Source organism: Lelliottia sp. 489 (assembly GCF_050435885.1).
Classification (GTDB): domain Bacteria; phylum Pseudomonadota; class Gammaproteobacteria; order Enterobacterales; family Enterobacteriaceae; genus Enterobacter; species Enterobacter nimipressuralis.
On record NZ_JBNDLC010000001.1, the window covers coordinates 1,567,160 to 1,593,324 of the forward strand.

The 26,165-nt window shown below is 55.3% G+C and carries 20 protein-coding genes; 5 read left to right on the top strand and 15 right to left on the bottom strand.

Features of this window, described 5'->3' with window-relative positions:
• Positions 1-65: 65 nt before the first annotated feature.
• Both ppk1 and ppx read left to right on the top strand, forming a co-directional pair.
• Complete coding sequence (gene ppk1, locus ABIE11_RS07645; RefSeq protein WP_100779335.1) at positions 66-2,126, top strand: polyphosphate kinase 1; 2,061 nt, start codon at positions 66-68, stop codon at positions 2,124-2,126.
• A 3-nt stretch (positions 2,127-2,129) separates the two neighbouring features.
• A complete protein-coding gene (gene ppx / locus ABIE11_RS07650; protein WP_102104969.1) occupies positions 2,130-3,671 on the top strand; it encodes an exopolyphosphatase in 1,542 nt (513 codons plus the stop codon).
• 10 nt (positions 3,672-3,681) lie between these two features.
• Here ppx and ABIE11_RS07655 read toward each other — a convergent pair whose 3' ends face one another.
• Positions 3,682-5,922 (bottom strand): EAL domain-containing protein, encoded by a 2,241-nt coding sequence (locus ABIE11_RS07655; protein WP_429184227.1) that lies wholly within the window; start codon positions 5,920-5,922, stop codon positions 3,682-3,684.
• Between the two features lie 365 nt (positions 5,923-6,287).
• Here ABIE11_RS07655 and ABIE11_RS07660 point away from each other — a divergent pair, with 365 nt between their 5' ends.
• A complete protein-coding gene (locus ABIE11_RS07660) occupies positions 6,288-6,458 on the top strand; it encodes a YfgG family protein (RefSeq protein WP_429184228.1) in 171 nt (56 codons plus the stop codon).
• Here ABIE11_RS07660 and ABIE11_RS07665 read toward each other — a convergent pair.
• A complete protein-coding gene (locus ABIE11_RS07665; protein WP_429184229.1) occupies positions 6,448-7,338 on the bottom strand; it encodes a LysR family transcriptional regulator in 891 nt (296 codons plus the stop codon). The genes ABIE11_RS07660 and ABIE11_RS07665 overlap by 11 nt on opposite strands.
• Before the next feature lie 98 nt (positions 7,339-7,436).
• On the opposite strand from ABIE11_RS07665, the gene ABIE11_RS07670 reads away from it, so the two are divergent.
• Positions 7,437-8,627, top strand: a complete 1,191-nt coding sequence (locus ABIE11_RS07670; RefSeq protein ID WP_429184230.1) for an MFS transporter — start codon at positions 7,437-7,439, stop codon at positions 8,625-8,627.
• Positions 8,628-8,641: 14 nt separating this feature from the next.
• On the opposite strand, the gene guaA is transcribed toward ABIE11_RS07670, so the two are convergent.
• Positions 8,642-10,219 (bottom strand): glutamine-hydrolyzing GMP synthase, encoded by a 1,578-nt coding sequence (gene guaA, locus ABIE11_RS07675; RefSeq protein WP_100779330.1) that lies wholly within the window; start codon positions 10,217-10,219, stop codon positions 8,642-8,644.
• Between the two features lie 62 nt (positions 10,220-10,281).
• Entirely contained in the window at positions 10,282-11,748 is a 1,467-nt protein-coding gene (gene guaB, locus ABIE11_RS07680) for an IMP dehydrogenase (protein ID WP_100779329.1), read from the bottom strand.
• 159 nt (positions 11,749-11,907) lie between these two features.
• On the opposite strand from guaB, the gene xseA reads away from it, so the two are divergent.
• Entirely contained in the window at positions 11,908-13,281 is a 1,374-nt protein-coding gene (gene xseA / locus ABIE11_RS07685; protein WP_429184231.1) for an exodeoxyribonuclease VII large subunit, read from the top strand.
• Here the strand turns inward: xseA and ABIE11_RS07690 are convergent.
• From ABIE11_RS07690 to pbpC, 11 genes are all read right to left on the bottom strand, one after another.
• Positions 13,278-13,493: a zinc ribbon domain-containing protein gene (locus tag ABIE11_RS07690; RefSeq protein ID WP_100779327.1), complete on the bottom strand. Its 216-nt coding sequence runs from the start codon at positions 13,491-13,493 to the stop codon at positions 13,278-13,280. The genes xseA and ABIE11_RS07690 overlap by 4 nt on opposite strands.
• A gap of 44 nt (positions 13,494-13,537) precedes the next feature.
• Positions 13,538-14,629, bottom strand: coding sequence for a Gfo/Idh/MocA family oxidoreductase (locus ABIE11_RS07695; RefSeq protein WP_429184232.1), 1,092 nt, complete (start codon positions 14,627-14,629; stop codon positions 13,538-13,540).
• 72 nt (positions 14,630-14,701) lie between these two features.
• Entirely contained in the window at positions 14,702-16,177 is a 1,476-nt protein-coding gene (der, locus tag ABIE11_RS07700) for a ribosome biogenesis GTPase Der (protein ID WP_100780837.1), read from the bottom strand.
• Between the two features lie 110 nt (positions 16,178-16,287).
• On the bottom strand, positions 16,288-17,466 hold the full coding sequence (bamB, locus tag ABIE11_RS07705) for an outer membrane protein assembly factor BamB (RefSeq protein ID WP_429184233.1): 1,179 nt from the start codon (positions 17,464-17,466) through the stop codon (positions 16,288-16,290).
• A 10-nt stretch (positions 17,467-17,476) separates the two neighbouring features.
• Positions 17,477-18,097: a YfgM family protein gene (locus ABIE11_RS07710; protein WP_100779324.1), complete on the bottom strand. Its 621-nt coding sequence runs from the start codon at positions 18,095-18,097 to the stop codon at positions 17,477-17,479.
• 13 nt (positions 18,098-18,110) lie between these two features.
• Positions 18,111-19,385: a histidine--tRNA ligase gene (gene hisS / locus ABIE11_RS07715; RefSeq protein WP_429184234.1), complete on the bottom strand. Its 1,275-nt coding sequence runs from the start codon at positions 19,383-19,385 to the stop codon at positions 18,111-18,113.
• Positions 19,386-19,465: 80 nt separating this feature from the next.
• Entirely contained in the window at positions 19,466-20,584 is a 1,119-nt protein-coding gene (gene ispG / locus ABIE11_RS07720; RefSeq protein ID WP_100779322.1) for a flavodoxin-dependent (E)-4-hydroxy-3-methylbut-2-enyl-diphosphate synthase, read from the bottom strand.
• Between the two features lie 26 nt (positions 20,585-20,610).
• The gene (gene rodZ, locus ABIE11_RS07725) at positions 20,611-21,621 is read right to left on the bottom strand and encodes a cytoskeleton protein RodZ (protein WP_409255431.1); all 1,011 of its coding nucleotides are present in this window, start codon (positions 21,619-21,621) and stop codon (positions 20,611-20,613) included.
• Between the two features lie 298 nt (positions 21,622-21,919).
• Positions 21,920-23,086 carry a bifunctional tRNA (adenosine(37)-C2)-methyltransferase TrmG/ribosomal RNA large subunit methyltransferase RlmN gene (locus ABIE11_RS07730; RefSeq protein WP_100779320.1) on the bottom strand — a complete coding sequence of 389 codons (1,167 nt, stop codon included), beginning with the start codon at positions 23,084-23,086 and terminating at the stop codon, positions 21,920-21,922.
• Between the two features lie 165 nt (positions 23,087-23,251).
• Positions 23,252-23,683 (bottom strand): nucleoside-diphosphate kinase, encoded by a 432-nt coding sequence (gene ndk / locus ABIE11_RS07735; RefSeq protein WP_095282894.1) that lies wholly within the window; start codon positions 23,681-23,683, stop codon positions 23,252-23,254.
• Between the two features lie 156 nt (positions 23,684-23,839).
• On the bottom strand, positions 23,840-26,164 hold the full coding sequence (pbpC, locus tag ABIE11_RS07740) for a peptidoglycan glycosyltransferase PbpC (protein ID WP_429184235.1): 2,325 nt from the start codon (positions 26,162-26,164) through the stop codon (positions 23,840-23,842).
• Between the last annotated feature and the right edge of the window lies 1 nt (position 26,165).

Below are 26,165 nucleotides of genomic sequence, written 5' to 3' on the forward strand. Positions count from 1 at the left end.
GCTCGCCATAATAGAATCGAGACGGATTTGCTGCGTCCCGTGATTGAAACGGAGTGTAAGTTGTAATGGGTCAGGAAAAGTTATACATCGAAAAAGAGCTAAGCTGGTTAGCATTCAACGAACGCGTGCTTCAGGAAGCGGCTGATAAAAGTAATCCGCTGATTGAGCGGATGCGTTTTCTGGGTATTTATTCCAATAACCTGGATGAATTTTATAAGGTCCGTTTTGCCGAACTGAAGCGGCGGATCATCATCAGCGAAGAGCAAGGCCTGAACTCCCATTCACGCCATCTGCTGGGTAAAATCCAGGCTCGTGTTCTGAAAGCCGACCAGGAATTTGACGGCTTGTATAACGAGCTGCTGCTGGAGATGGCGCGTAACCAAATCTTCCTGATTAACGAACGTCAGCTCTCCGCCAACCAACAGACCTGGCTGCGCCACTACTTCAAACATTATCTGCGCCAGCACATCACCCCTATTCTTATCAATCGCGAAACGGATCTGGTGCAGTTCCTGAAGGATGATTACACCTATCTGGCGGTTGAGATTATTCGCGGCGACTCCATTCGCTACGCGCTGCTGGAGATCCCCTCGGATAAAGTGCCACGCTTTGTGAACCTGCCGCCGGAAACCCCGCGCAGACGCAAGCCAATGATCCTGCTGGATAACATCCTGCGCTACTGCCTCGACGACATTTTCAAAGGCTTCTTCGATTACGATGCGCTGAACGCCTATTCCATGAAAATGACCCGTGATGCCGAGTACGATCTGGTGCATGAGATGGAAGCCAGCCTCATGGAGCTGATGTCCTCCAGTCTGAAGCAACGTTTGACGGCCGAGCCGGTGCGCTTTGTTTATCAGCGCGATATGCCGGACGCCATGGTGGAAATGCTGCGCGACAAGCTGACCATCTCCCGCTACGACTCCATCGTACCGGGCGGACGCTATCACAACTTTAAAGACTTTATTAGCTTCCCGAACGTCGGCAAAGCCAATCTGGTCAACAAACCGCTGCCGCGCCTGCGCCATCTCTGGTTCGATAAGTTCCGCAACGGATTCGACGCCATTCGCGAGCGCGACGTGCTGCTTTACTATCCGTACCACACCTTTGAACACGTACTGGAACTATTGCGTCAGGCGTCGTTCGATCCGAACGTGCTGGCGATCAAAATCAACATCTACCGTGTGGCAAAAGACTCGCGCATTATCGATGCGATGATTCACGCCGCGCACAACGGCAAAAAAGTGACGGTGGTGGTTGAGCTGCAGGCGCGTTTCGACGAAGAGGCAAACATTCACTGGGCGCGCCGTCTGACGGAAGCCGGTGTGCACGTTATCTTCTCGGCGCCGGGGCTGAAAATTCACGCCAAACTGTTCCTGATCTCCCGTAAAGAAGGTGATGACGTGGTGCGCTACGCCCACATCGGGACCGGTAACTTCAACGAGAAAACCGCGCGACTGTATACGGACTACTCGCTGCTGACCGCCGACGCGCGCATCACCAACGAAGTGCGCCGGGTGTTTAACTTTATCGAGAACCCGTATCGTCCGGTGAGCTTCGACTATCTGCTGGTCTCCCCGCAGAACTCGCGCCGCCTGCTCTACGCGATGATCGACAAAGAGATTGCCGCCGCGCAAAAAGGCGAGCCGTCGGGCATTACCCTCAAACTCAATAACCTGGTCGACAAAGGCCTGGTGGATCGGCTGTATGCGGCCTCCAGCACCGGTGTGCCGGTGAATCTACTGATTCGCGGCATGTGCTCGCTGATTCCAGAACTGGAAGGCATCAGCGAAAATATTCGCGTGACCAGCATCGTTGACCGTTATCTGGAACACGATCGCATCTATATTTTTGAAAATGGTGGCGACAAACAGGTGTATCTCTCTTCCGCGGACTGGATGACGCGTAATATTGATTACCGAATTGAAGTCGCGACGCCGCTGCTGGACCCACGTCTGAAGCAGCGGATCCTCGATATTATTGAGCTGCAACTGAGTGACACCGTTAAGGCTCGCTATATCGATAAAGAACTGAGTAACCGCTACGTGCAGCGCGGCAATCGCCGTAAAGTGCGCTCACAGCTGGCGATTTACGACTATATCAAATCACTCGAGCAACCTGATTAACCTATGCCGATAAATGATAAGACCCCACGCCCGCAGGAATTTGCTGCGGTCGATTTAGGTTCTAACAGCTTTCATATGGTCATCGCCCGCGAGGTCGACGGCGCCATGCAGATCATCGGGCGCCTTAAGCAGCGCGTTCATCTCGCCGATGGTCTTGACGACAAAAACATGCTCAGCGAAGAGGCGATGGAGCGCGGTTTAGCCTGCCTGTCGCTGTTCGCCGAACGCCTGCAAGGGTTCTCCGCATCAAGCGTGTGTATTGTAGGAACACACACGCTGCGTCAGGCATTGAATGCGCCAGAGTTTCTCAAACGCGCGGAAAAAGTGATCCCCTACCCGATTGAAATCATTTCGGGTAACGAAGAAGCGCGTCTGATTTTTATGGGCGTGGAACATACCCAGCCGGAAAAAGGCCGCAAACTGGTAATCGATATCGGCGGCGGGTCGACTGAGCTGGTCATCGGCGAAGACTTCGAACCCAAACTGGTTGAAAGCCGCCGTATGGGCTGCGTCAGCTTTGCGCAGATGTACTTCCCTGGCGGCACCATTACCCGTGAAAATTTCCAGCGCGCGCGCATGGCGGCCGTTCAGAAACTGGAATCGCTAGCCTGGCAGTATCGTATTCAGGGCTGGAATGTTGCCCTCGGCGCGTCCGGCAGCATTAAAGCGGCACACGAAGTGCTGCTGGCGATGGGTGAAAAAGACGGGATTATCACTCCGGAACGGCTGGAAAAACTCCGGGAAGAAGTGCTCAAACACAAAAGTTTTGATTCCCTGAGCCTGCCGGGCTTGTCCGACGAACGTAAGGCGGTCTTCGTGCCTGGGCTGGCGATTCTGTGCGGTGTCTTTGATGCGCTGGCGATCCGCGAGCTGCGCCTGTCCGACGGGGCGTTGCGTGAAGGCGTGCTTTACGAAATGGAAGGTCGCTTCCGTCATCAGGATATTCGCAGCCGTACCGCGCAAAGCCTGGCGAATCAGTACAATATCGACCGTGAACAGGCGAAGCGCGTTCTGGAAACCACCACCCACATTTACGAACAGTGGGAAGCGCAAAATCCGAAACTGGCGCATCCGCAGCTGGCTGCCCTGTTGAAATGGGCGACGATGCTGCACGAAGTAGGCCTGAATATTAACCACAGCGGCATGCATCGCCACTCAGCTTATATTCTGCAAAACAGCGATCTGCCGGGCTTCAATCAGGAGCAACAAACGATGATGGCGACGCTGGTGCGCTATCACCGTAAGGCAATCAAACTGGACGATCTGCCGCGCTTTACGCTGTTCAAGAAAAAGCAGTTCCTGCCCCTCATTCAGCTTTTGCGTTTAGGCGTTTTGCTGAATAACCAGCGTCAGGCGACGACGACGCCGCCAACGCTTACCCTGAAAACCGACGACCATCACTGGACGCTGAGTTTCCCGCACGACTGGTTTAGCCAGAATGCGCTGGTGCTGCTGGATCTGGAAAAAGAGCAGCAGTACTGGGAAGGAGTGACCGGCTGGTTGCTTAAAATCGAAGAAGAGCAGTCGCCAGACGTGGCGGCGTAACCCTGTGTTCTCAGGCGTCCAGTGGTGACGCCTGAGAATCAAGCAGCTGTTCCAGCGGCTCAGGTTTACCGATTAAATATCCCTGCAGAAAATCTATCCCCAGCGCACTCAGTGCGCTGCGAATCGCTTCACTTTCCACATATTCGGCTACCACCAGCATTTTCTTCATCCGCGCCAGATGGCAAATCGACGCGACAATCTGATAGTCCAGGCTGTTGTCAGCGATGTTACGAATAAAGCTGCCGTCTATTTTCAGGATATCGGCATCAACGCTTTTCAACCGGGCATAGCTGGCGTAGCCCGTTCCAAAATCGTCGATGGCAATCAGACACCCTAACTTCTGCAGCTGTTTGACCATCTGATCCGCCAGATCCGCATTGCCAAAACCGCTGCACTCGGTAATTTCAAAGATCAGCTGCCAGGCTTCGATGCCGTATTTCTCCAGCAAACGGTGAACCTCAATGGGGAATTGCGATCGGCAGATAGTTGAGGACATGAGATTAATGGCAAAACGCTTTCCAGGCAGCCTGCCGCGATGCGCCGACATAAACTTCAGCGTACTTTCCAGCACCCAGAGATCCACGCGCGATGACAAGCCAAACTCCTGCGCCACGGGCAGGAATTTATCCGGCGTAATGAGTACGCCATTTTCGTCGGTCATGCGTAACAGGATTTCGTGGTAGTGATCGCCGCGAACGCCCTGCACCCGTTGCGCCATGAGCTGGAATTCATTGTGCTCAAGCGCCCTTTGCAAACGGTTCATCATCGCCACTTTATCCCGCAGGCTACGCTGTAGATTAGCCGCGCCGCGCTGTTTTAGGTTCTCAGGATGGTTGGTAAAGAGCGAGAAATCCGCAATGATGCTCAGCTCGCCCAGCAGCAAATAGAGATGGGTCACCGGCGAACGGACACAACAATAGCTGATACCCACCTGCGGTTGCAGCGGCACCCCGTCCCAGATAAAACGAAACTGTTTAATGAGTTCGTCGAGCGCTTCAATACGCGTTACGTGTGACTCAGTGTTCAGCCGTATCGCCAGATCGCATCCGGACAGCTGGTAAACGCACTCATTGGGCTGCAGGAAACTCTTAAGCCACTCCGCCAGCTTCTGTTTGTACTGAATTCGAAGCAGCACGCCGTAGTTGCGGCTCAGAACTTCAAGTTCCGGTACGCGCAGCATACAGAGCGTTGACCAGGGTGATTTAGACAATGCACGCGATAACGCCCGCAGATTCGGCATGTGTACAACCGGATCGAGAAAAGCCAGACGTCTGGCATGGCGCGTGATCACCCGCTGGCGCGTAGCCAGCATCGCCATGTAAATCACCACAAAAGAGAAGACCAGATAGCTCGACGACGTGATCGCCAGGTGAATGTCGTAGCCCTGGCCGAGCGGAATATAGTGGTAAAAATAGTGAATTGAGACCATCAGCACCGGCGTCCAGATGATCGACATCAGCTTATAGCCAAACCGCATTGAGCCCCACAGCATCACAGGCATCATCAGCGACAGCGTGTAGTTAGTGCTAAAAATTGAGCTGTTATCGCTCATGGGCACCAGCAGCAGTGAAAGTAGGCCTGCCAGCGCGGCAAGCCAGAGAACAAACTCCGCCGCAGTAACTTTCTTATCAATCTGCGTTCGGATCTGTGATATGAGCGCTTTGAGATAACGCGGATGGCGGAACACGCGAATCACCAGATAGCTGAACGGCACTCCCGTCAATCCGCCGACCAGCAGCCCCTGAAAATTGATCAGGGTGCGAATGGTCAGCGGATTTAGCCCGGCCACGCTCTGTCGGGTTTCATAAACGCCGAGGTAAACGGCAAACTGGAACAGCACTAAAAATAGCGTCGACGGGCACAGAACCTGCCAGAAAATACGTTGCGCCATCAGCTTTGTATTGCCGTATGCCACCATATTTCGCCGGGGAGCAAACACCCGATATCCGCCCCAGCTCAGGGTGAGCGGAACGATAAAATGGCAGATGAGCGCCACGGTCTCATAGAGGCTGACCGTGTCGTAGTAACGTAAAAACAGCGCCAGAATGATGCCCGGCAGTGCTGAGAGGCCGAAAAACAGCATTGCGGAGAGCAGAAACGACAACGGCATGTAATAAAGTACGATGCTTCCGCCGTTTAACTGGGTATAAGTGCTCGCAACGTTCAGCAGGGGCAGAAAAATAACAGGCAAAAGAAGGGGGAGCGCCCACCAGCGATCTTTGTTTTGCTGTAAATAAGAGAGAATGTTCATAGGCGCCTGGTTAAGCCCCTTCATCCATAGGGTAATTTCAGACAGGCATCCAACCTGACATTTTGACGCACAGTATTTTCATGAGAAAACACCGTGGAGGGAGGATTTTAGTGATCAATGCCGCGCAAGAATTGACCTAACGCAAGAATATGAATTCAAAAAACCAATTATTACAATTTTCTCGGGTCGTTTTCTGTTTTCTATCAGCCTGGTAAATTATTGAATTAATATCGATAACATCAACGAATCATTACATTGACGATTTTTTACACACTCCGAATTGACCCTTGCTTCCCGCTGTGACTTAATAGTCCCATCGCCCAAAAGGGTATACCCAGGAAAACACAGTGAGCCAGGCAACGCGTATGCAGAAACGACATCGATTTAACACTCGAATGACCCGCATTATCTTGCTTATCAGCTTCCTGTTTTTCTTCGGCCGCTTCGTGTACTCCTCCATTGGCGCCTGGTATCACCATCAGGACAAAATTCAGTCTCAGCAAGTCACCCAGCCGCTGGACTCCGTTAACCATTAACCTTCTCGCGCAATAAACGAATCACTTCGGAAATTCCCTTACTGAGAATTTTGTCTTGCCGCATGACGATACCTAACTGACGATGCAGAACGGGGTTTAGCGATCGCACGCTCAGCCCTTCGCGATCCGCTACGTTTTCGACCGCCATACGCGGGACAATGCTGTATCCCAATCCTGCGCGAACCATGCGCTTAATGGCTTCGATGCTGCCCAGCTGCATCACAGGGCAGACCTCCAGATCGCATGAGTTAAACCAGCCATCGATTAAATCCCGCGTACCACTCCCCGATTCGAAGGCTATCAGCGGCAGTGCGTGCAATATTTGCGGGGTAAACTGCGCTACCTCCTCGTCCTGCACCTGGGAAATTATCAGGACAAACTCTTCATCGAGTAGGGGCATCACCTCCAGCGCACGACCGCTTGCCGGGAGTGTGACCAGCCCGATATCCAGACGGTTCTCCTCCACGGCGCGCACCACATCCAGCGTGTTTCCCGTCGTCACGCCGACGCGTAATAGCGGATGCTCCTCACGCAGTTGCTGTAGCAACGGCGGCAAAAGGTGAATACAGGCCGTGGCCCCCGTGCCCAGCGTAATAGTGCCACTGATCTCATGGCTAAACTCGCTCACCGACCGGATCGCCTCTTCCACTACCTGCTCAATACGATTGCCATGCTCAAGTAGCGCCAGCCCCGCAGCGGTGGCTTTGATGCCACGCCCGGTACGTTCGACCAGACGCGTTCGCAGAAATTGCTCAAGCTGGCGCACCTGCAGGCTCACCGCTGGTTGAGAAAGGCCCAATATATCCGCCGCAGCCGAAAAGCTGCCGCGCTGGATCACCAGCCGGAAGGTCGCCAGATTGCCCAGATTCAGCGTCGTCATCGCAAAGTTTCTCTTATAGGAGTCATAAACACAGAGGCCTGCCAGCACCTTACCGTGCGCAGTATGGTGATCACAACTGCCTGACGGAATGAAAAATAATGAAAACACCTGCCCTCCCCCGCCTGCTTCCTGTTGTTGTCGGAGGCAATCAGCTGATCAACTGGGGAATTACCTTTTACATGCCAGGGACCTTTGCCCACGCGATCGCCGCAGACATGCGCTGGTCGTCACCACAGATCTACCTTGGCCTGACCCTCGCCATGCTGGTGATGGCGACGGTGTCGCCTTTCGTCGCCAGGCTGCTGGCCCGATTTGGCGGGCAGCTCGTGGTGATGAGCGGCACGCTGATGATCGCCGTGAGTTGTGCCGTCATGGCCTGCGTGCACGCGTTGCCTGGCTGGTATGCGGCGTGGCTGCTGGCAGGGGTCGGCATGCGCCTGTCCCTGTACGATGCCCTGTTCGCCTCGCTGGTGAATCTCTACGGCCAGAGTGCCCGACGGACGATTTCACACGTCACGCTGGCGGGTGGGCTGGCCTCTGCCGTGTTCTGGCCGCTGGGCGCGAAACTTCTGACATTTATGAGCTGGCGTGAAGCAGTGCTGGTTTACGCCCTTGCCGGTCTGCTGAGTGCGTCGCTTATCCGCGTACTTCCAGGCCACAGGGTGCCGGTCGGCACAATGCGGAAAGCGACAGCGCACGCCAATCATCAGGATCGCCGCAACGGCCTGCTCTACGCCGCATTCATCGCGCTCATTACCTTTGTTTCGAACGGCACATCCACGCACTTACCGGAATTTATCGCAAGCGTAGGGCTTCCGGCTTCCGTGGGGATGCTCTGGGGCATTGGCCAGACGGGCGCACGATTTACAGAGGTGGTTGCCGGGGCGCATCTCTCGCCGCTGCGACTGACGCTGATCACTGCCCTCGCCATGCCCCTCTGTTTTTTGACCGGACTCAGCGCCAGCACCTTTATCTGGGCGGCTGCCGGATTTGTGCTGGGCTATGGTGCCATCAACGGGCTGGTGACTATCGTAAAAGCCACGCTGCCGTTACAGCTTTTTCCTGCTGAGGATTACGCGCGACGCACGGGCGTCTTGCTCATTCCGGCGCAGGTCATGGCTGCGGTATCGCCCTTTGCTTACGCATGGCTGAATCGGGAACTGGGTGTGTTCGGTGCAATGTGGGTGTCATGTGGATTGACGGTGATAATTGGGGGGCTGGCTGTAGGGATGGTGGTTGTGCTGCGCCACAATAAAAAACCCTCTGCCGAGGCAGAGGGTTTTGTGTGACTAGAGGGGGGAAATTATTCCCACTCAATCGTCGCCGGTGGCTTACCGCTGATGTCATAAACGACACGGGAAATCCCGTTCACTTCGTTGATGATGCGGTTAGAGACACGGCCAAGGAAGTCATACGGCAGGTGTGCCCAGTGTGCGGTCATGAAATCGATGGTTTCGACGGCACGCAGGGAGACAACCCAGTCGTACTTACGGCCATCCCCCATGACGCCGACGGAGCGTACTGGCAGGAATACGGTGAACGCCTGGCTCACTTTGTTGTACAGGTCGGCTTTATGCAGCTCTTCGATGAAGATTGCATCCGCACGACGCAGCAGGTCGCAGTACTCTTTCTTCACTTCGCCCAGCACGCGCACGCCCAGACCTGGGCCCGGGAACGGGTGACGGTAAAGCATGTCGTACGGCAGGCCCAGCTCCAGACCAATTTTACGCACTTCGTCTTTGAACAGCTCACGCAGCGGTTCAACCAGACCCATCTTCATCTCTTTCGGCAGACCGCCCACGTTGTGGTGAGATTTGATGACGTGAGCTTTACCCGTTGCGGAAGCAGCGGATTCGATCACGTCCGGGTAGATGGTGCCTTGCGCCAGCCATTTCACGTCTTCCAGGCGCAGCGCCTGTTCGTCGAACACTTCAACAAACACGCGGCCAATGATTTTACGTTTGGCTTCCGGATCGTTTTCGCCCGCCAGTGCGGACAGGAAGCGCTCTTCGCCTTCAACGTGAACGATGTTCAGACCGAAATGGTCGCCGAACATGTCCATGACCTGCTGGGCTTCGTTCAGGCGCAGCAGACCATTGTCCACGAAGACACAGGTCAGGTTTTTGCCAATAGCACGGTGCAGCAGCATCGCGGTCACGGAGGAGTCAACGCCACCGGACAAGCCGAGGATCACTTTATCGTCGCCAACCTGTTTGCGGATACGCTCAACGGCGTCGTCGATGATTTTCGCAGGGGTCCAGAGAGCTTCACACTGGCAGATATCGCGAACGAAGCGGTCCAGCATACGCATACCCTGACGGGTGTGGGTCACTTCCGGGTGGAACTGCACGCCGTAGAAGCGTTTTTCTTCGTTCGCCATAATGGCAAACGGGCAGCTTTCGGTGCTGGCAACGGTTACGAAATCGGAAGGAATCGCGGTCACTTTATCGCCGTGGCTCATCCAGACGTCGAGCAGCGGTTTGCCTTCAGCGGTCAGGGAATCTTCGATACCGCGGACCAGGGCGCTGTCGGTCAGTACTTCGACCTGCGCGTAGCCAAACTCACGCTCGTTAGAAGATTCAACGTGGCCGCCCAGCTGCATTGCCATGGTCTGCATGCCGTAGCAGACGCCGAAGACAGGAACACCGGCTTCAAAGACGTATTGCGGGGCGCGCGGGCTGTTATGTTCGGTGGTGCTTTCCGGGCCGCCGGAAAGGATGATGCCGCTTGGATTGAATTCACGGATTTGTGCTTCCGTGACATCCCACGCCCACAGCTCACAGTAAACGCCAAGTTCACGCACGCGACGTGCCACCAGCTGAGTGTACTGAGAACCGAAATCCAGGATAAGAATGCGATGTTTATGAATGTTTTCCGTCATTGACGCTAATTCCGAGGCAAGTGAAACAAAGCGCCCGGCATTGAGCCGGGCGCGGAAACTTATCAGGAGCCCAGACGGTAGTTCGGGGACTCTTTGGTGATCGTCACGTCGTGAACGTGGCTTTCCTGGATACCCGCACCGCTGATACGTACAAATTCCGCTTTAGTACGCAGCAGGTCGATAGTACCACAGCCGGTCAGGCCCATACAGGAACGCAGGCCGCCCATCTGCTGGTGGATAATCTCTTTCAGACGGCCTTTGTACGCCACGCGACCTTCGATACCTTCCGGTACCAGTTTGTCGGCTGCGTTATCCGTCTGGAAGTAACGGTCTGAAGAACCTTTGGACATCGCGCCCAGAGAACCCATACCACGGTAAGATTTATAAGAACGGCCCTGGAACAGTTCGATTTCGCCCGGAGACTCTTCGGTACCGGCCAGCATAGAGCCCACCATGACCGCCGCTGCACCTGCCGCGATGGCTTTCGCGATATCGCCAGAGAAGCGGATACCGCCGTCGGCGATAACCGGAATACCGGTGCCTTCCAACGCTTCTACCGCGTCAGAAACGGCGGTGATCTGCGGAACGCCCACGCCGGTTACGATACGCGTCGTACAGATGGAGCCAGGGCCGATACCCACTTTGACAGCGCTGCAACCGGCATCAGCCAGAGCACGGGCACCTGCGCCGGTTGCGACGTTACCGCCGATGATCTGCAGATCAGGGTATTTTGCGCGGGTATCGCGAATACGTTGCAGAACGCCTTCGGAATGACCGTGAGAGGAGTCGATCAGCAGAATGTCAACGCCCGCAGCGACCAGCGCATCAACGCGCTCTTCATTGCCAGCGCCTGCACCCACCGCAGCGCCTACGCGCAGACGGCCACGCTCGTCTTTACAGGCGTTGGGTTTACGTTCTGCTTTCTGGAAATCTTTTACGGTGATCATGCCACGCAGATGGAAGCTGTTATCCACAACCAGCGCTTTCTCAACGCGTTTTTCGTGCATTTTAGCCAGCACGACTTCACGGGTTTCGCCTTCACGCACGGTCACCAGACGCTCTTTCGGCGTCATGTAGACGCTGACAGGCTGGTTCAGGTCGGTCACGAAGCGCACGTCACGGCCAGTAATGATACCCACCAGTTCGTTGTCTTCAGTCACAACCGGGTAGCCCGCAAAGCCATTACGCTCGGTCAGCGCTTTCACTTCGTGCAGGGTAGTGGTTGGCAGAACGGTCTGGGGATCGGAAACAATACCGGATTCATGTTTTTTCACGCGGCGAACTTCATCCGCCTGACGCTCGATAGACATGTTTTTGTGAATAAAGCCGATGCCACCTTCCTGTGCCAGGGCAATTGCCAGGCGCGCTTCAGTCACGGTGTCCATAGCCGCAGAGAGCATAGGAATGTTCAGGCGAATGGTTTTAGTCAACTGCGTGCTGAGATCGGCAGTATTCGGCAGAACGGTGGAATGAGCGGGAACGAGGAGGACGTCGTCAAACGTCAGTGCTTCTTTAGCGATACGTAGCATGGGCAATATCTCTGACCTGGGTGGTTAAATATTGCCGTGGCATTATACAGAGCGTAACCGATTGCATCTACACTTTTTTATAAAAAATGCTTGCGATTGCCTCCGGGCAGGTTACTATCGACTGAATAACTTGCTGATTTAGAATTTGATCCCGCTCACATGTTATCCTCCCAAAGCCCCTCAATTTTTACCGTAAGCCGCCTCAATCAATCGGTTCGTTTGCTGCTCGAGCAGGAAATGGGACAGGTCTGGATCAGCGGAGAGATCTCTAATTTCACGCAGCCGTCATCCGGCCACTGGTACTTTACGCTGAAAGACGACACCGCTCAGGTGCGCTGTGCCATGTTCCGCAACAGCAATCGTCGGGTGACGTTCCGCCCTCAGCACGGCCAGCAGGTTCTGGTTCGCGCCAATATCACGCTGTATGAACCGCGCGGTGATTATCAGATCATCGTCGAGAGCATGCAGCCGGCGGGTGAAGGCTTACTGCAGCAGAAATACGAGCAACTGAAAGCAAAACTGTCAGCAGAAGGCCTGTTCGATCAGCAGTTCAAGAAATCCCTGCCCTCTCCCGCCCATTGCGTGGGGGTGATTACCTCTAAAACCGGTGCGGCGCTGCACGATATTTTACACGTGCTGAAGCGTCGCGATCCGTCGCTGCCCGTTGTGATTTACCCGACTGCCGTGCAGGGCGACGATGCGCCGGGCCAGATTGTGCGCGCCATTGCGCTGGCAAACGCGCGCCAGGAGTGTGACGTGTTAATCGTCGGGCGCGGCGGTGGTTCTCTGGAAGATCTGTGGAGTTTCAACGACGAGCGCGTGGCGCGGGCGGTTTTCGACAGCGTTATTCCCATTGTCAGCGCGGTCGGGCATGAAACTGACGTCACCATCGCTGATTTTGTCGCGGACATGCGCGCGCCTACGCCATCTGCCGCCGCCGAAATCGTGAGCCGCAACCAGCTGGAACTATTGCGCCAGTTGCAGAACGGCCAGCAGCGTCTGGAAATGGCGATGGACTATTTCCTCGCCAACCGTAATCGTCGTTTTACCCAGTTGCAGCATCGGCTACAGCAGCAGCACCCGCAGCTGCGTCTGGCACGTCAGCAAACGGTGCTTGAGCGTCTGCGCCAGCGGATGAATTTTGCTCTGGATAATCAACTCAAGCGCGCGGTTTCGCGCCAGCAGCGGATAACCCAGCGCCTGAATCAGCAAAACCCGCAGCCGCGCATCTATCGCGCGCAGACACGCATGCAGCAGCTTGAATATCGTCTGGGTGAAAACATCCGCGCACGCCTGAGCAGCACCCGTGAGCGTTTTGGTAATGCGGTGACGCATCTGGAAGCCGTTAGCCCGCTTTCAACGCTGGCGCGCGGCTACAGTGTAACCACGGCGACAGACGGCACGGTGCTGAAGCAGACCAAACAGGTGAAAGCCGGTGACGTGCTGACAACCCGCCTGGCCGACGGCTGGGTAGAAAGTGAAGTGAAAGGTATCACTCCCGCGAAAAAGACGCGCAAGAAAAAGCCGGTTTAAACCGGCTTGAATTCAACGCGTTTCTTCGAAATCAGGCCGTGCCCGTTCTGGCAAAAATAATCGACCGCACCGCAGGCTTTCAACACCTGAAGCGGCTGATGGCAATCAGGGCATAGCGCTTCAAGCGCGATATCTTTATCGCAGCTCTCGCAGTGCGCCATTCCGTTTACGGGTTCCAGCTCTGCATGGCAATCCGGACAGATGATAGACATCGTGACTCCTTAAAAAGGTTTTGAGGTATTTTACCACGCCGCGATCAGTGTGGGCCACGCAGCTGTTGCTGTAATTTCAGCAGGAGTTCGACCTCTTCCAGTCGCCGCTGCGTGGTGAATGTCACCTCTTCTGGCGCCCTCTCGTACAGGCTATTTTCCCCAAGAGTATGCTCTGCCAGACAGTGCGCGTAGATAGCCCCCGGAAGCGTCCAGCGCTGCACGTTTTCGCCGTCAATCAGTTCGAGAACATCCTCGGTGCCGCGTCGGTCGTGGCTGATAATGCGCCCGTCGCGTAGATGCAGCCGAAGCCCTTTTTGCCCCCCCGCAGGCCCGGCATATTTGTTCAGCCAGATATCCACCGGAATACCGCTCACATGGCCCTGAAGATGAGCCTCGCCTTCGGCGGTGAGCAGATCGCCTGTGGCAATCGGGCGGCCGAGACGATCTGTCGCGGTTATCACCTGCAAAGACAGTGCGTGATTTCCGCCGAGCGCGCGCACGGTTTCTCGCATCATCGCCAGCACATGGGTACCGATATCAATGATGACACCGTCCGGGTGGCGAAGCTGGCGGGTATCAGGCTCACCGGTGGCAAAATTCAGCGCGACAGGTTCTCCCGCAGCGTTGAAGCCGCTAGGCTCCTGAAGAAATCCTTCGATTTTGACGATCTCATCAAGTGAATTGACCACCCGGCCTGCCGTCTGATTTTCCCGTTCCGGCTGCCAGGCCGGGTTCAGAATGCCCAACGCGAGTTGCATGGCACCGCTTCGCGCCATCCAGTGATCGAGCGCCAGCACGCGAGCAGCGGCTTCAGGTTTTGCGAGCAGCGTTTTGAGTCTTTCGATTTGGGAAAGCGTCGCGACAACTGGTTTTTCCACCACGATACGCGGAATCGGTGAGGATAAGGCCGGCTCAAGGGCATCGAGGTGATGCAGTGAAGAGGTGGTGACAAACAGGGTGTCTATCGGACTGGCCAGTAGTTGCTCCAGGGACGTGCAGCGCACCACGCCTGCAAGCTCGCGCTCGGGGCGAAGATCGAAACCAACGCAATGCAAGGGAGTATCAGAAATCTGTCGCAACGCCGGTAAATAGGCCGTCTCAACCACTGCACCAAGCCCAATAAACCCTAACCGCATGTTCCACTCCGTTCATGAGTTATGGAGGACAAAAGGCAAAAAACCCGACTCAGTCGGGTTTTTAGTGTGCAATTATTTGCCTTTCTTGATGTGTTTAATCAAGCGCTTACGCTTACGCATCTGGTTCGGCGTCAGCGTGTTGCGTTTGTTCGCAAACGGGTTATCCCCTTCCTTGAACTGAATACGGATAGGCGTACCCATCACATCCAGCGATTTACGGAAGTAGTTCATCAGATAACGCTTGTAGGAATCCGGCAGATCTTTCACCTGATTACCGTGAATCACCACGATTGGCGGGTTGTAACCACCGGCGTGGGCGTATTTCAGCTTCACGCGACGGCCACGCACCAGCGGCGGCTGATGGTCTTCTGCTGCCATGGTCATGATGCGCGTCAGCATGGCGGTGCTTACACGACGGGTGGAACTGTCGTAGGCTTCGCGAACGGATTCGAACAGGTTGCCCACGCCGCTGCCGTGCAGCGCAGAGATGAAGTGCACACGGGCAAAGTCGATGAAGCCCAGACGGAAGTCCAGCATCTCTTTGACTTGCTCACGCACTTCGTTGCTCAGGCCATCCCATTTGTTGACGACGATAACAAGTGAGCGCCCACTATTGAGGATAAAGCCCAGCAGCGACAGGTCCTGATCGGAGATGCCTTCGCGCGCGTCGATGACCAGCATCACCACGTTCGCATCTTCAATCGCCTGCAGCGTTTTGATAACGGAGAATTTTTCCACTACATCGGTGATTTTCCCGCGCTTACGCACGCCCGCGGTGTCGATGAGCACATATTCGCGCTCGTCACGTTCCATCGGGATGTAAATACTGTCACGCGTCGTGCCCGGCATGTCGTAGACCACCACGCGGTCTTCGCCGAGAATACGGTTGGTCAGTGTGGACTTACCTACGTTCGGGCGACCGACGATAGCGAGTTTGATCGGCAGATCCTGCGGATTAAAATCATCCTCAGGTTCTTCTTCTGCGCCCTCTTGATCGGCTTCGAACTGCGCCCAGTATTCAGCGTCTTCGTCCACTTCTTCCGGCGGGTTTACTTCGTCAACCCACGGCAGCAGAACGGTTTCGAGCAGGCTGGTGACACCGCGGCCATGAGACGCGGCAATCGGGTAGATTTCACCGAGGCCCAGGGCCCAGAAATCCGCTACCGCCTGATCGGCATCAATACCGTCAGTTTTGTTCGCCACCAGGAAGGTTGGCTTTTCGCGAGAGCGCAGGTGTTTGGCGATAGCCGTATCGGCAGGCATCAGGCCCGCACGTGCGTCTACCATGAACAGAACAATGTCCGCCTCTTCAATCGCCAGCAGAGATTGCTCTGCCATGCGCGTTTCCACACCGTCTTCTGTACCGTCGATACCACCCGTATCGATACAGATAAACTCGCGACCTTCCACTTCAGCACGACCGTACTTACGGTCACGAGTCAGCCCCGGGAAATCCGCCACCAGCGCATCACGGGTGCGTGTTAAACGGTTAAAAAGAGTGGATTTTCCAACGTTCGGGCGCCCGACAAGCGCGACCACAGGTACCATGTTTGAAGCCTCATAAAATTCAAATAAACGTCGCAGTTGCGGCGTTTTTATAAAAGTCAAAACGGCCCCTGAGTTAACAGGAGCCGTTTATTATACTACAAACGAGACGATTAACGCGTGATCGCGTAGAGCGTACCGTCTTTTGCCTGGATCAGCAGTTTGCCGTCAGCCACAACCGGATCGGTCAGGAAACCAGAGCTGTCGACTTTTTCCTGCGCCACGAAGCGACCCGTTTCCGGATCAATCCAGTGCATATAACCTTCGCTATCGCCCACCACCAGGCTGCCATTGTACAGCGCAGGTGCGGTCAGCAGACGGTGCAGCAGATCGCTCTGCGTCCACAGCGTTACACCACCGTCGGTGTTCAGCGCCAGCAGACGGTCATTCTGATCCACCAGGTAGATGCGGTTGCCCTCGACCACGAAATCGTTCACTGAACCCAGCTCACGTTTCCACATAACCTGGCCGCTGCGCAGATCCAGCGCCGTCAGGTTGCCGTTGTAAGCCAGCGCATATACCACGTTGTCTACGATAACGGGCGTGGTATCGACGTCGCTCAGACGGTCAATTTCAGTCGGACCGGTTGCCTGGGAGATACGCTGCTGCCAGATCATCTGACCCTGCTGCATCAGCACGGCGCTGACGCGACCGTTATCACCGCCCACGATAGCCGCACCAAACGCGGTCGCAGGGGCAGATTCGCCGCGCAGAGACAGGGCTGGCATGTCCAGGTTCACAGTCCATTTCACGGCACCGTCAGCTTCGTTCAGCGCCTGCAGCTGGCCGTTGCTGGTATGAATCAGCACCAGGCCGTCGCTCACAACCGGACGGGACAGGGCTTCACCCGCTACGCGAGTTTGCCATGCAATAGAACCGTCGCTGGCGTTCAGCGCATAGACCTGCGCTTTTTCGCTACCGATATAGACATGACCACCGGAAAAGGTCACGCCGCCCGAGAGCAGTGCCGGCGTACGGGAGAACCAACCGTCTTTTTCGGCCAGATTGACCGACCAGACTTCTTTCCCGTCATCGGCGTTGAACGCGCGCACGGTGCCTTTGCGATCAGCCGCATAGACAACGCTATCGGCATACGCCGGATGCAGGTTGGAATAGAAATCACCGATTCCATCACCCACGGAAGAGCTCCACGCGGTTGACGGGGTAAACTGATTTTCAACCGTCGGCAGCGGGGACATTTTTACAACATCTTCTTCGCCACTGAACAGTGAACAGCCACTCAATAACGTAACAGAAAGCAGTCCTGGCAGAAGTAATTTACGCAATTGCATCGGGTCCCTCTCAGACGGACAAATTATTTATTTTCATCTGCATCATTTCGCTCAGCGCAGGTGAGGCGTTACTTTTCACGCCCGCTTCCCACGCGCTGCGCGCGCCTTGTTTGTCGCCTTTGCTGAGCAGAGCTTCACCACGCAGGTCAGCAACGATGGCTGCAAAACCTTCACCTTTGACAGTGTCGAGGGTTTTCAGCGCGTCGTCGGCTTTGTTCTGCTGTACCTGAATACGCGCCAGGCGCAGATTAATCACCGCTTTCAGATTGTCATCGCTGGCTGCCGCGAGACCCTGAGTCAGCTGCGCGGCGGCTTTATCCAGTTCATTTTTATCAACGAACTGCTGAGCCACCTCGAGCGATGCCAGTGCACCGTAAGTATTTTTGTTGTCAGCAGCAAATTTCTCCGCAGCAGCCAGCGTTTGCGGCTGATCGGCACGAATTGCGCTCACGGTATTTTCATAGGACAGGGAAGCATCACGCGCGGAATCAGCCTGATGGCTATTCCAGTAACGCCAACCCATCAGCGCGCCCACACCCAAAATCACCCCAACGGCCAGGGCTTTGCCATTTTCGGCAAAGAAGCGTTTAATCGCATCAACCTGGTCGTTTTCGTTCTCGTACATTTCCACGCTGTTCTTCCCCTTAGCCCAGTAAAGTGCGCAAGTGCGCGGCAACGCTATCCTGCGTTACGGTTGTTTGCTCACCAGAGCGCAGGTCTTTTACCACCACTTCGCCAGCAGCCACTTCGGACTCGCCCAGCACCAGTGCGATACTTGCGCCCCATTTGTCGGCACGGGCAAACTGCTTTTTGAAGTTGCCACCACCATGGTTAGTCATCAGCTTAACGCCCGGCAGCGCATCGCGCAGACGTTCGGCAAACTGCATTGCCGCAGACTGCGTATCCGCACCTGAGGCCACCAGGTATATATCGACAACGGATTCTGCTTTAAATTCCGGATTAACTGCCTGAACCAGCAAAACAAGTCGTTCAAGACCCATTGCGAAACCTACTGCAGGTGCAGCACGGCCACCCAGCTGTTCCACCAGACCGTCATAACGACCGCCTGCACACACGGTACCCTGAGAACCCAGGCTGGTGGTGACCCACTCAAACACCGTGCGGTTATAGTAATCCAGACCGCGCACCAGACGCTGGTTCACGGTATAAGCAATACCGGCCGCTTCCAGCAGTTTGCACAGGCCAGCGAAATGCTCGCGGGAATCGTCGTCCAGATAGTCACCCAGCGCCGGGGCATCGTTCAGCAGCGCCTGCACTTCCGGGTTCTTGGAATCCAGAACGCGCAGCGGATTGCTGTACATGCGACGCTGGCAGTCTTCATCCAGCTTATCTTTGTGCTGTTCCAGGAATGCAACTAACGCATCACGGTAATTCGCTCGCGCTTCAAGGGAGCCAATGGAGTTCAGCTCCAGCGCAACGTGCTGGGAAATCCCCAGCTCACGCCACCAGCGTGCCGTCAGCATGATCAGCTCAGAGTCAATATCCGGACCTTGCAGGCCAAACACTTCCACACCCAGCTGATTAAACTGGCGATAGCGGCCTTTTTGCGGGCGTTCGTGGCGGAACATCGGGCCGATATACCACAGACGCTGCTCCTGATTGTACAGGAGACCATGTTCGATGCCGGCGCGGACACAACCTGCCGTACCTTCCGGACGCAGCGTCAGGCTATCGCCGTTGCGGTCTTCAAAGGTATACATCTCTTTTTCAACGACGTCGGTCACTTCGCCGATCGCGCGTTTAAATAACGGGGTCTGCTCTACAATCGGCAAACGGATTTCGCTGTAACCGTAGCTGCCGAGCACCTGTTTCAGAGTGCCTTCAATGCGCTGCCAGATGGCGGTTTCGCCAGGCAGATAATCGTTCATGCCGCGGATGGCTTGAATGTTTTTTGCCACGTTTATTCTCTTTCTATATACAAAAAAAACCCAAAGAATGGGTTCAATCATACATGGGAAGCCTGACGCTTCCCATCACGTTATTTTTCAACTTGCTGAATGCTGATGCGCTGGGCTTCGTCCAGCATCGTCGCTTTTGCGCGAATTCGGGCTTCCAGCTGATCGATCATGTCGTTGTTGTCCAGACGGTCTTTACGGATCCCATCTTCATAGAGGCCGCTTTTCTTGTTGCCGCCGGTCACGCCAAGCGTTGACACCAGCGCTTCACCAGGACCGTTCACCACGCAGCCGATAATAGAGACATCCATCGGCGTGATCAGATCTTCCAAACGCTGCTCCAGCGCGTTGACCGTACCGATAACGTCAAATTCCTGACGCGAACAGGTTGGACACGCAATGAAGTTGATCCCGCGAGCACGAATGCGCAGGGATTTCAGAATGTCGAAACCGACTTTGATCTCTTCCACCGGATCGGCTGCCAGCGATACACGCAGCGTGTCGCCAATCCCTTCGGAAAGCAGCAGCCCAAGGCCAATCGCGGATTTCACAGAACCACTGCGCAAGCCACCGGCTTCGGTGATCCCAAGGTGCAGCGGCTGATCGATTTGCTTCGCCAGTAGGCGATAGGATTCAACGGCCAGGAAAACGTCAGACGCTTTCACACTGACTTTGAACTGATCGAAGTTGAGGCGATCGAGATGATCCACATGGCGCATGGCTGATTCCAGCAGCGCTTGCGGCGTCGGTTCGCCGTATTTTTCCTGCAGATCTTTTTCCAGCGATCCGGCGTTAACGCCGATGCGGATAGGAATATTTTTATCGCGGGCGCAGTCAACGACCGAACGAATACGCTCTTCGCTGCCGATGTTACCTGGGTTGATACGCAGACAATCCACACCATATTCCGCGACTTTCAGCGCGATTCGGTAATCGAAGTGGATATCGGCAACCAGCGGAACATTGACCTGCTGCTTGATGAGTTTAAATGCCTCGGCGGCATCCATGGTCGGCACGGAGACGCGGACAATATCCGCTCCTACGCGCTCTAATGCTTTGATTTGATTGACCGTCGCCTCAACATCCGTGGTACGGGTGTTGGTCATCGACTGAACGGCGATGGGTGCACCATCACCAATCGGCACATTCCCAACGTAAATCCGCTTAGATTTTCTACGTTGAATCGGAGCCTGATTATGCATGAAAAGTCTCCCGCGTTACTCGCCTGTTACTGTGCTGCTGATTGTTCGGCATTAACGGTAAGACGCGCAACCTGGTTAGTTCTGATAAAACGGCTCAGATCGACAGGTTTTCCTTGATACTGGATCTGCACCGCAGCCGGAGCACCGATTTTAAGCTTATACGGAGCCTGACCGGTTAGATTTAATGTGCCATCTTTACGCTGCAGGCCACTGAACAGTTTTTTACCTGTTGCATCCGTCACTTCCAGCCAACAGTCGGCAGAGAAGTTCATCACCAGCGCGTTAGGATCGGCAGTGGTTGCCCCTACGACGCCAGCCTGGTCGGTTGGCAGCGGCTGTGTGGTGTTCGCCGTAGCGGCAGGTGTTGTCGCCGCTGGAGCGTTATCCACATTCGCCTGAGACGGTGCGACAACAGCATTTTGCGCTGTCGTCTGGTCCGGTGTGGTGGCCGGCGCTGGCGTTTGGGCAGGTTCAACAGCCTGAGAATCGGTAGCAGCAGTTTGCGGTTCGCCGGAAGTGGCACTGCTGTCGGTGTTTAACGGCACGCTTTGCGCGCCGTCGTTACCGGAATTGTTTAGCTCGGCAGAGGACTGGTCAGCCATCGTGGTGATCTCTTCCTGCTGCGCTTTGTGGTTTTGCCACCACCATGCGCCCGTCAGACCAATCACCACAAACAGTACCAGCCAGGTAAAGCTCATCAGCCAACCATCACGTTTTTTGCGACGTTTGCCCAGAGAGAAGGTCTGCATCGGCGCGACTTTCGCCGCACGTACCGGTGCCTGTTTTTCCATCATTGGCAACAGTTCTTCTTCAGGGATATGCACCAGTTTTGCATAAGAGCGGATGTAACCACGCAGAAACGTTGAAGCAAGATCGGCCGGAGCCTTATCTTCTTCAATATCGCGAACCGTGGAAACCTTCAGGCACAAGCGTTCTGCAACAGCTTGCTGGCTGAGTCCGAGTTGTTCACGGGCATTGCGAAGACGAACGCCCGTGGAGAGTGCTTCATTTTGGTCGTGAGTGGCTTCAGTATTCATTCGCTACAACTACTTACTGGTACGTGTAAATTAGGGTTCAGGCGCCGGTGAGTCACAATGCCACCCGCACCGCGAAACTTCTGGTCATTTAACCTTAGACAGACAGTTAGTATAAGACTGTCCGGCTTTAGTTGACAGTGCAGCGCTACTCATGAGGCTAAACTGTTGTTGCGACGTTACATACTGCCTTAAAGTCGTCTGAAACGCACCGTAATTATTCAGCAATCACAATCTACGTGGCTGAATATTCAGTAAGCTAATGCGTCACGGTACAAACCTGCACCGCGACGCATACGAATCACACAGCTTTGACCTCAATCGCCTCACCCTGCATGCGCTTACGCAGCGTACGCTTGGTACGGTCGATCACATCACCGGCCAGCTGGCCGCAGGCGGCATCGATATCATCACCACGGGTTTTACGCACGATGGTGGTGAAACCGTACTCCATGAGCACCTTGGAGAAACGATCGATACGGCTGTTAGAACTACGGCCATACGGCGCCCCCGGGAACGGGTTCCATGGGATCAAGTTAATCTTGCACGGCGTGTCTTTCAGCAATTCAGCCAGCTGATGCGCATGATCGGTTTCGTCATTCACATGGTCCAGCATCACATATTCGATGGTCACGCGCCCCTGATTGGCGTTGGACTTTTCGAGGTAGCGACGCACGCCCGCGAGGAAGGTTTCGATATTGTACTTTTTGTTGATCGGCACAATTTCGTCACGAATTTCATCGTTCGGTGCATGCAGGGAGATCGCCAGCGCCACGTCAATCATGTCGCCCAGTTTATCCAGCGCAGGCACAACCCCAGAGGTGGAGAGGGTCACGCGACGCTTGGACAAACCAAAGCCGAAGTCATCAAGCATGATTTCCATCGCCGGAACGACGTTGGTCAGGTTCAGCAGTGGCTCGCCCATGCCCATCATCACCACGTTGGTGATAGGACGTGTGCCGGTCACTTTTGCCGCGCCGACGATTTTCGCCGCGCGCCATACCTGGCCGATAATTTCAGACACGCGCAGGTTACGGTTAAAGCCCTGCTGCGCCGTCGAGCAGAATTTACACTCCAGTGCACAACCAACCTGAGAAGAGACGCACAGAGTCGCGCGATCTTCTTCCGGGATGTACACGGTTTCAACGCGCTGATCGCCAACTGCAATCGCCCATTTGATAGTGCCGTCAGAAGAACGCTGCTCTTCCACCACTTCCGGTGCGCGGATTTCAGCGACTTCTTTGAGTTTGTTACGCAGCACTTTGTTGATGTCAGTCATGTCATCAAAGTTGTCGCTGCAATAGTGGTACATCCATTTCATGACCTGATCGGCACGAAACGGCTTCTCGCCCATCTCTTTGAAAAACTCGCGCATCTGCTGACGGTTCAGATCCAGCAGGTTAATTTTTCCATTTTTATTAGGAACCGCGGCAATGGCGACTTCAGAGGTGTTAACTAGTTCAGACATAATATTTTCCGGCCTCGTTGTTACACGTTATGGCCCGTGGAGGGTTGAAAAGAAACGCCCCGGTGAGCGCTTTGCTCTTCCGGGGCGTTGCATTGTACAAAGTCTGGCGCAGGGATGCCACGTTTGCACGCGACTTTTACCAAATTTATACCCTTCCCTGAGGAATTAGCGGGTACGAGCGCACACTTCGCCTTCGGCGAAGAAGTAAGCGATTTCGCGCGCAGCAGATTCTACAGAGTCGGAACCGTGGGTGCCGTTCTCGGTGAAGCTGTCCGCGTAATCTGCACGCAGAGTGCCAGCCAGTGCGTTAGCCGGGTTAGTTGCACCCAGCAGATCGCGGTGACGCTGTACTGCGTTTTCGCTTTCCAGTACGGAAACCACGATTGGACCGGAGGTCATGAACTCAACCAGGCCATCGAAGAAAGGTTTGCCGTCGTGCTCAGCGTAGAAACCGCGAGCCTGTTCAACGGTCAGATGCAGCATTTTGGTGCCAACGATTTTGAACCCTGCAGATTCAAAGCGAGCAAAGATGCTGCCAATAACGTTTTTTGCCACCGCGTTTGGTTTGATGATGGAAAAAGTACGTTCAATAGCCATGATAACCTCTGTGTTATGTTCTGTTGTTTTGCATACGTCTGTATAAGATGGCGCGGATTATAGAGAGCAAAAACGCCATTGCCTATGGTTCGACGTAACATTTTTTTAAAATAAGACGAGTTTTAGCAACAGCTCACATCCCGGATGGGTTTTTCGCTACTGCAGGGTGAAATTCACCGTAGCGACTTGCCCCGTCTCATCCATTACCAGTAACTGATAATCCCCTGCTTTATCAAGCTGCAAAGTGTAAGCGCGCCCTTTCACATTCAGCGGTTCGCCATTCAGGAACCACCAGCGCTCACTGTCGCTGCCAATTGCCTGTAGCGGAAGCGATACGCGCGACTCACCGGGCAGGCGTTTAATTAATGCCCCCTCACGCACGCCGGAGAGCATCAGCGGCGCAGGGGAATCTTGCGCCAGTGGAGGACAGGTAGTTGACGGCGCCGGAACGCGTACCGCCCTGCGTTCAGATGCGGGAAGCCAGGGTTCAAGCGGTAACGGCCAGACGTCGAGGATTTTCTCCTGCGCGCCGGGGCAATCAGCCGCGACGCGTTTGCCCTGGTTATCCAGCCAGACCGGGAAGCGAATCCCACGGCTCCCCTCTTGCTCCGGCAATAACAGCGTGGGCGGCTGGCTGCCGTCAAGCAACCAGGTCGCGAGCCTGCGACGGCAGTTCTCACTCCCTTCAGGCAGGGATTGCCCGCCGGGCCAGCAGATCACACCGCGACTGACCGAAGCCGGGCGCGGATCGCGCGGCAAGCGCCCTTCATCCACCGTTGAACTCGACTGCAGCATATTATTGACCTGGTTCAGCAATGGCACGGCGCTGGCGAATCCAAACTGCCCGGCAACGGGTGTCCCGTCCGGGCGTCCGGTCCAGATCCCAATGATGTAGCGCGCGTTCAGGCCAATGGCCCAGGCATCACGATAGCCATAGCTGGTACCGGTTTTCCACGCCAGCGGTGCAACCTGCGGCAGTGCGCTATCCGGCAGCGGCTGCGCTTCGTTGCCTAAAATTCGGCGAATGATCCACGCCGAGCCAGGCGAGAGCAGCGGACGCTCAATCAACGGATCGCCCGGCTGCAGGCGTAACCGCCCCGCCTTCCCTTGACGGGCAAAGGCGCTGTAAGCGGCGGTAATGTCTGAGAGCCGCGCCCCCGCACCGCCCAGGATCAGCGATAAATTAGGCTGCGCGCCAGGCGGAAGGATCAGGCGTAAACCAACATTGCTGAGCATTCCGGTGAAACGTTTTGGGCCATACGCCTCCAGCACTTGCACGGCGGGAAGGTTCAGGGAGCGCACCAGCGCCTCGCTCATGCTGACGGGGCCGTGAAAACCACTGTCGAAATTACCCGGTCGGTAATCTCCCGTGCGCCGCGGAACATCCTGTAACAAAGAGGCGGGATGGATCAGGCCTTCATCGAGTGCCATTCCGTAGACAAAGGGTTTCAGCACCGATCCCGGCGATCGGATCGCGCTCACCATATCGACATGACTAAAACGACTGTCGTCATTAATATCCACCGAGCCAACCCAACCGCGAACTTTCATTGTGGTGTGATCAACAACGATCATCGCCAGTGAGCTACGCGGCGGAAGCCGGGATTTCCAGTTCATCGCCAGCTCTTCCATCTGACGTTGCAGCGAAGCATCCAGCGTAGTGACAATTTTGTTGTCGCGACTTTTACTCAGCATCATGCGGGAAAATAGCGGAGCCAGCTGTGGCATTTGCCGGGGGGCAAGCCAGACCGGCTCTTCACGCGACTCTTTAACCTGCTGCGCACTCCAGACGCCCTGCGTCACCATGCGCTCGAGCACTTTATTACGCGCGGCCTCCGCGCGCTCTGGCCAGCGATCCGGACGCAGACGGCTCGGTGCCTGAGGAAGAACGGCCAGCAACGCAGCCTCTGAGTAGCTTAACTGCGCCGGTGATTTCCCGAGATAGGCCCAGCTGGCCGCACCGACGCCCTGTAACGTCCCCCCAAAGGGAGCACGGTTGAGATAGAGCGTGAGGATCTCGCGTTTTGACAGGTGCCATTCGAGCTGCATCGCCCGCCATAGCTGACGCACTTTACCGCCAAAAGTACGTGGATGCGGATCAAGCAGTCGTGCCACCTGCATGGTGAGGGTACTGCCGCCCGAAACCACTTTACCGGAACTCAGATCCTGCCAGGCCGCACGTAAAACGGAGAACGGATTAACGCCGGGATGATCCCAGAACCAGCGATCTTCATACTGGATCAGGGCTTCAAGGTAGCGCGGAGAGACATCTTCAATGGTGACCGGATAGCGCCAGATCCCATCGCTATCGGCAAAACGCCAGAGGGGTGTACCTTTCTCATCGACCACCACCCGTGCAGGATTGACCTCTCTTAAAGGCAACGGCCACAGGCGATCGGCGACAACAATCAACGCCCATACAATAAGAATCGCTCCCGCCAGCCAAAGCCAACGGGAGCGAATGAGTCGAGATAACGTCACC

What these genes read in the sequence shown, in the direction of transcription:
- ppk1 (WP_100779335.1), top strand. Translation starts at nt 66, where the DNA reads ATGGGTCAGGAAAAGTTATACATCGAAAAAGAGCTAAGCTGGTTAGCA.
- ppx (WP_102104969.1), top strand. Translation starts at nt 2,130, where the DNA reads ATGCCGATAAATGATAAGACCCCACGCCCGCAGGAATTTGCTGCGGTC.
- ABIE11_RS07655 (WP_429184227.1), bottom strand. Translation starts at nt 5,922, where the DNA reads ATGAACATTCTCTCTTATTTACAGCAAAACAAAGATCGCTGGTGGGCG.
- ABIE11_RS07660 (WP_429184228.1), top strand. Translation starts at nt 6,288, where the DNA reads ATGCAGAAACGACATCGATTTAACACTCGAATGACCCGCATTATCTTG.
- ABIE11_RS07665 (WP_429184229.1), bottom strand. Translation starts at nt 7,338, where the DNA reads ATGACGACGCTGAATCTGGGCAATCTGGCGACCTTCCGGCTGGTGATC.
- ABIE11_RS07670 (WP_429184230.1), top strand. Translation starts at nt 7,437, where the DNA reads ATGAAAACACCTGCCCTCCCCCGCCTGCTTCCTGTTGTTGTCGGAGGC.
- guaA (WP_100779330.1), bottom strand. Translation starts at nt 10,219, where the DNA reads ATGACGGAAAACATTCATAAACATCGCATTCTTATCCTGGATTTCGGT.
- guaB (WP_100779329.1), bottom strand. Translation starts at nt 11,748, where the DNA reads ATGCTACGTATCGCTAAAGAAGCACTGACGTTTGACGACGTCCTCCTC.
- xseA (WP_429184231.1), top strand. Translation starts at nt 11,908, where the DNA reads ATGTTATCCTCCCAAAGCCCCTCAATTTTTACCGTAAGCCGCCTCAAT.
- ABIE11_RS07690 (WP_100779327.1), bottom strand. Translation starts at nt 13,493, where the DNA reads ATGTCTATCATCTGTCCGGATTGCCATGCAGAGCTGGAACCCGTAAAC.
- ABIE11_RS07695 (WP_429184232.1), bottom strand. Translation starts at nt 14,629, where the DNA reads ATGCGGTTAGGGTTTATTGGGCTTGGTGCAGTGGTTGAGACGGCCTAT.
- der (WP_100780837.1), bottom strand. Translation starts at nt 16,177, where the DNA reads ATGGTACCTGTGGTCGCGCTTGTCGGGCGCCCGAACGTTGGAAAATCC.
- bamB (WP_429184233.1), bottom strand. Translation starts at nt 17,466, where the DNA reads ATGCAATTGCGTAAATTACTTCTGCCAGGACTGCTTTCTGTTACGTTA.
- ispG (WP_100779322.1), bottom strand. Translation starts at nt 20,584, where the DNA reads ATGCATAATCAGGCTCCGATTCAACGTAGAAAATCTAAGCGGATTTAC.
- rodZ (WP_409255431.1), bottom strand. Translation starts at nt 21,621, where the DNA reads ATGAATACTGAAGCCACTCACGACCAAAATGAAGCACTCTCCACGGGC.
- ABIE11_RS07730 (WP_100779320.1), bottom strand. Translation starts at nt 23,086, where the DNA reads ATGTCTGAACTAGTTAACACCTCTGAAGTCGCCATTGCCGCGGTTCCT.
- ndk (WP_095282894.1), bottom strand. Translation starts at nt 23,683, where the DNA reads ATGGCTATTGAACGTACTTTTTCCATCATCAAACCAAACGCGGTGGCA.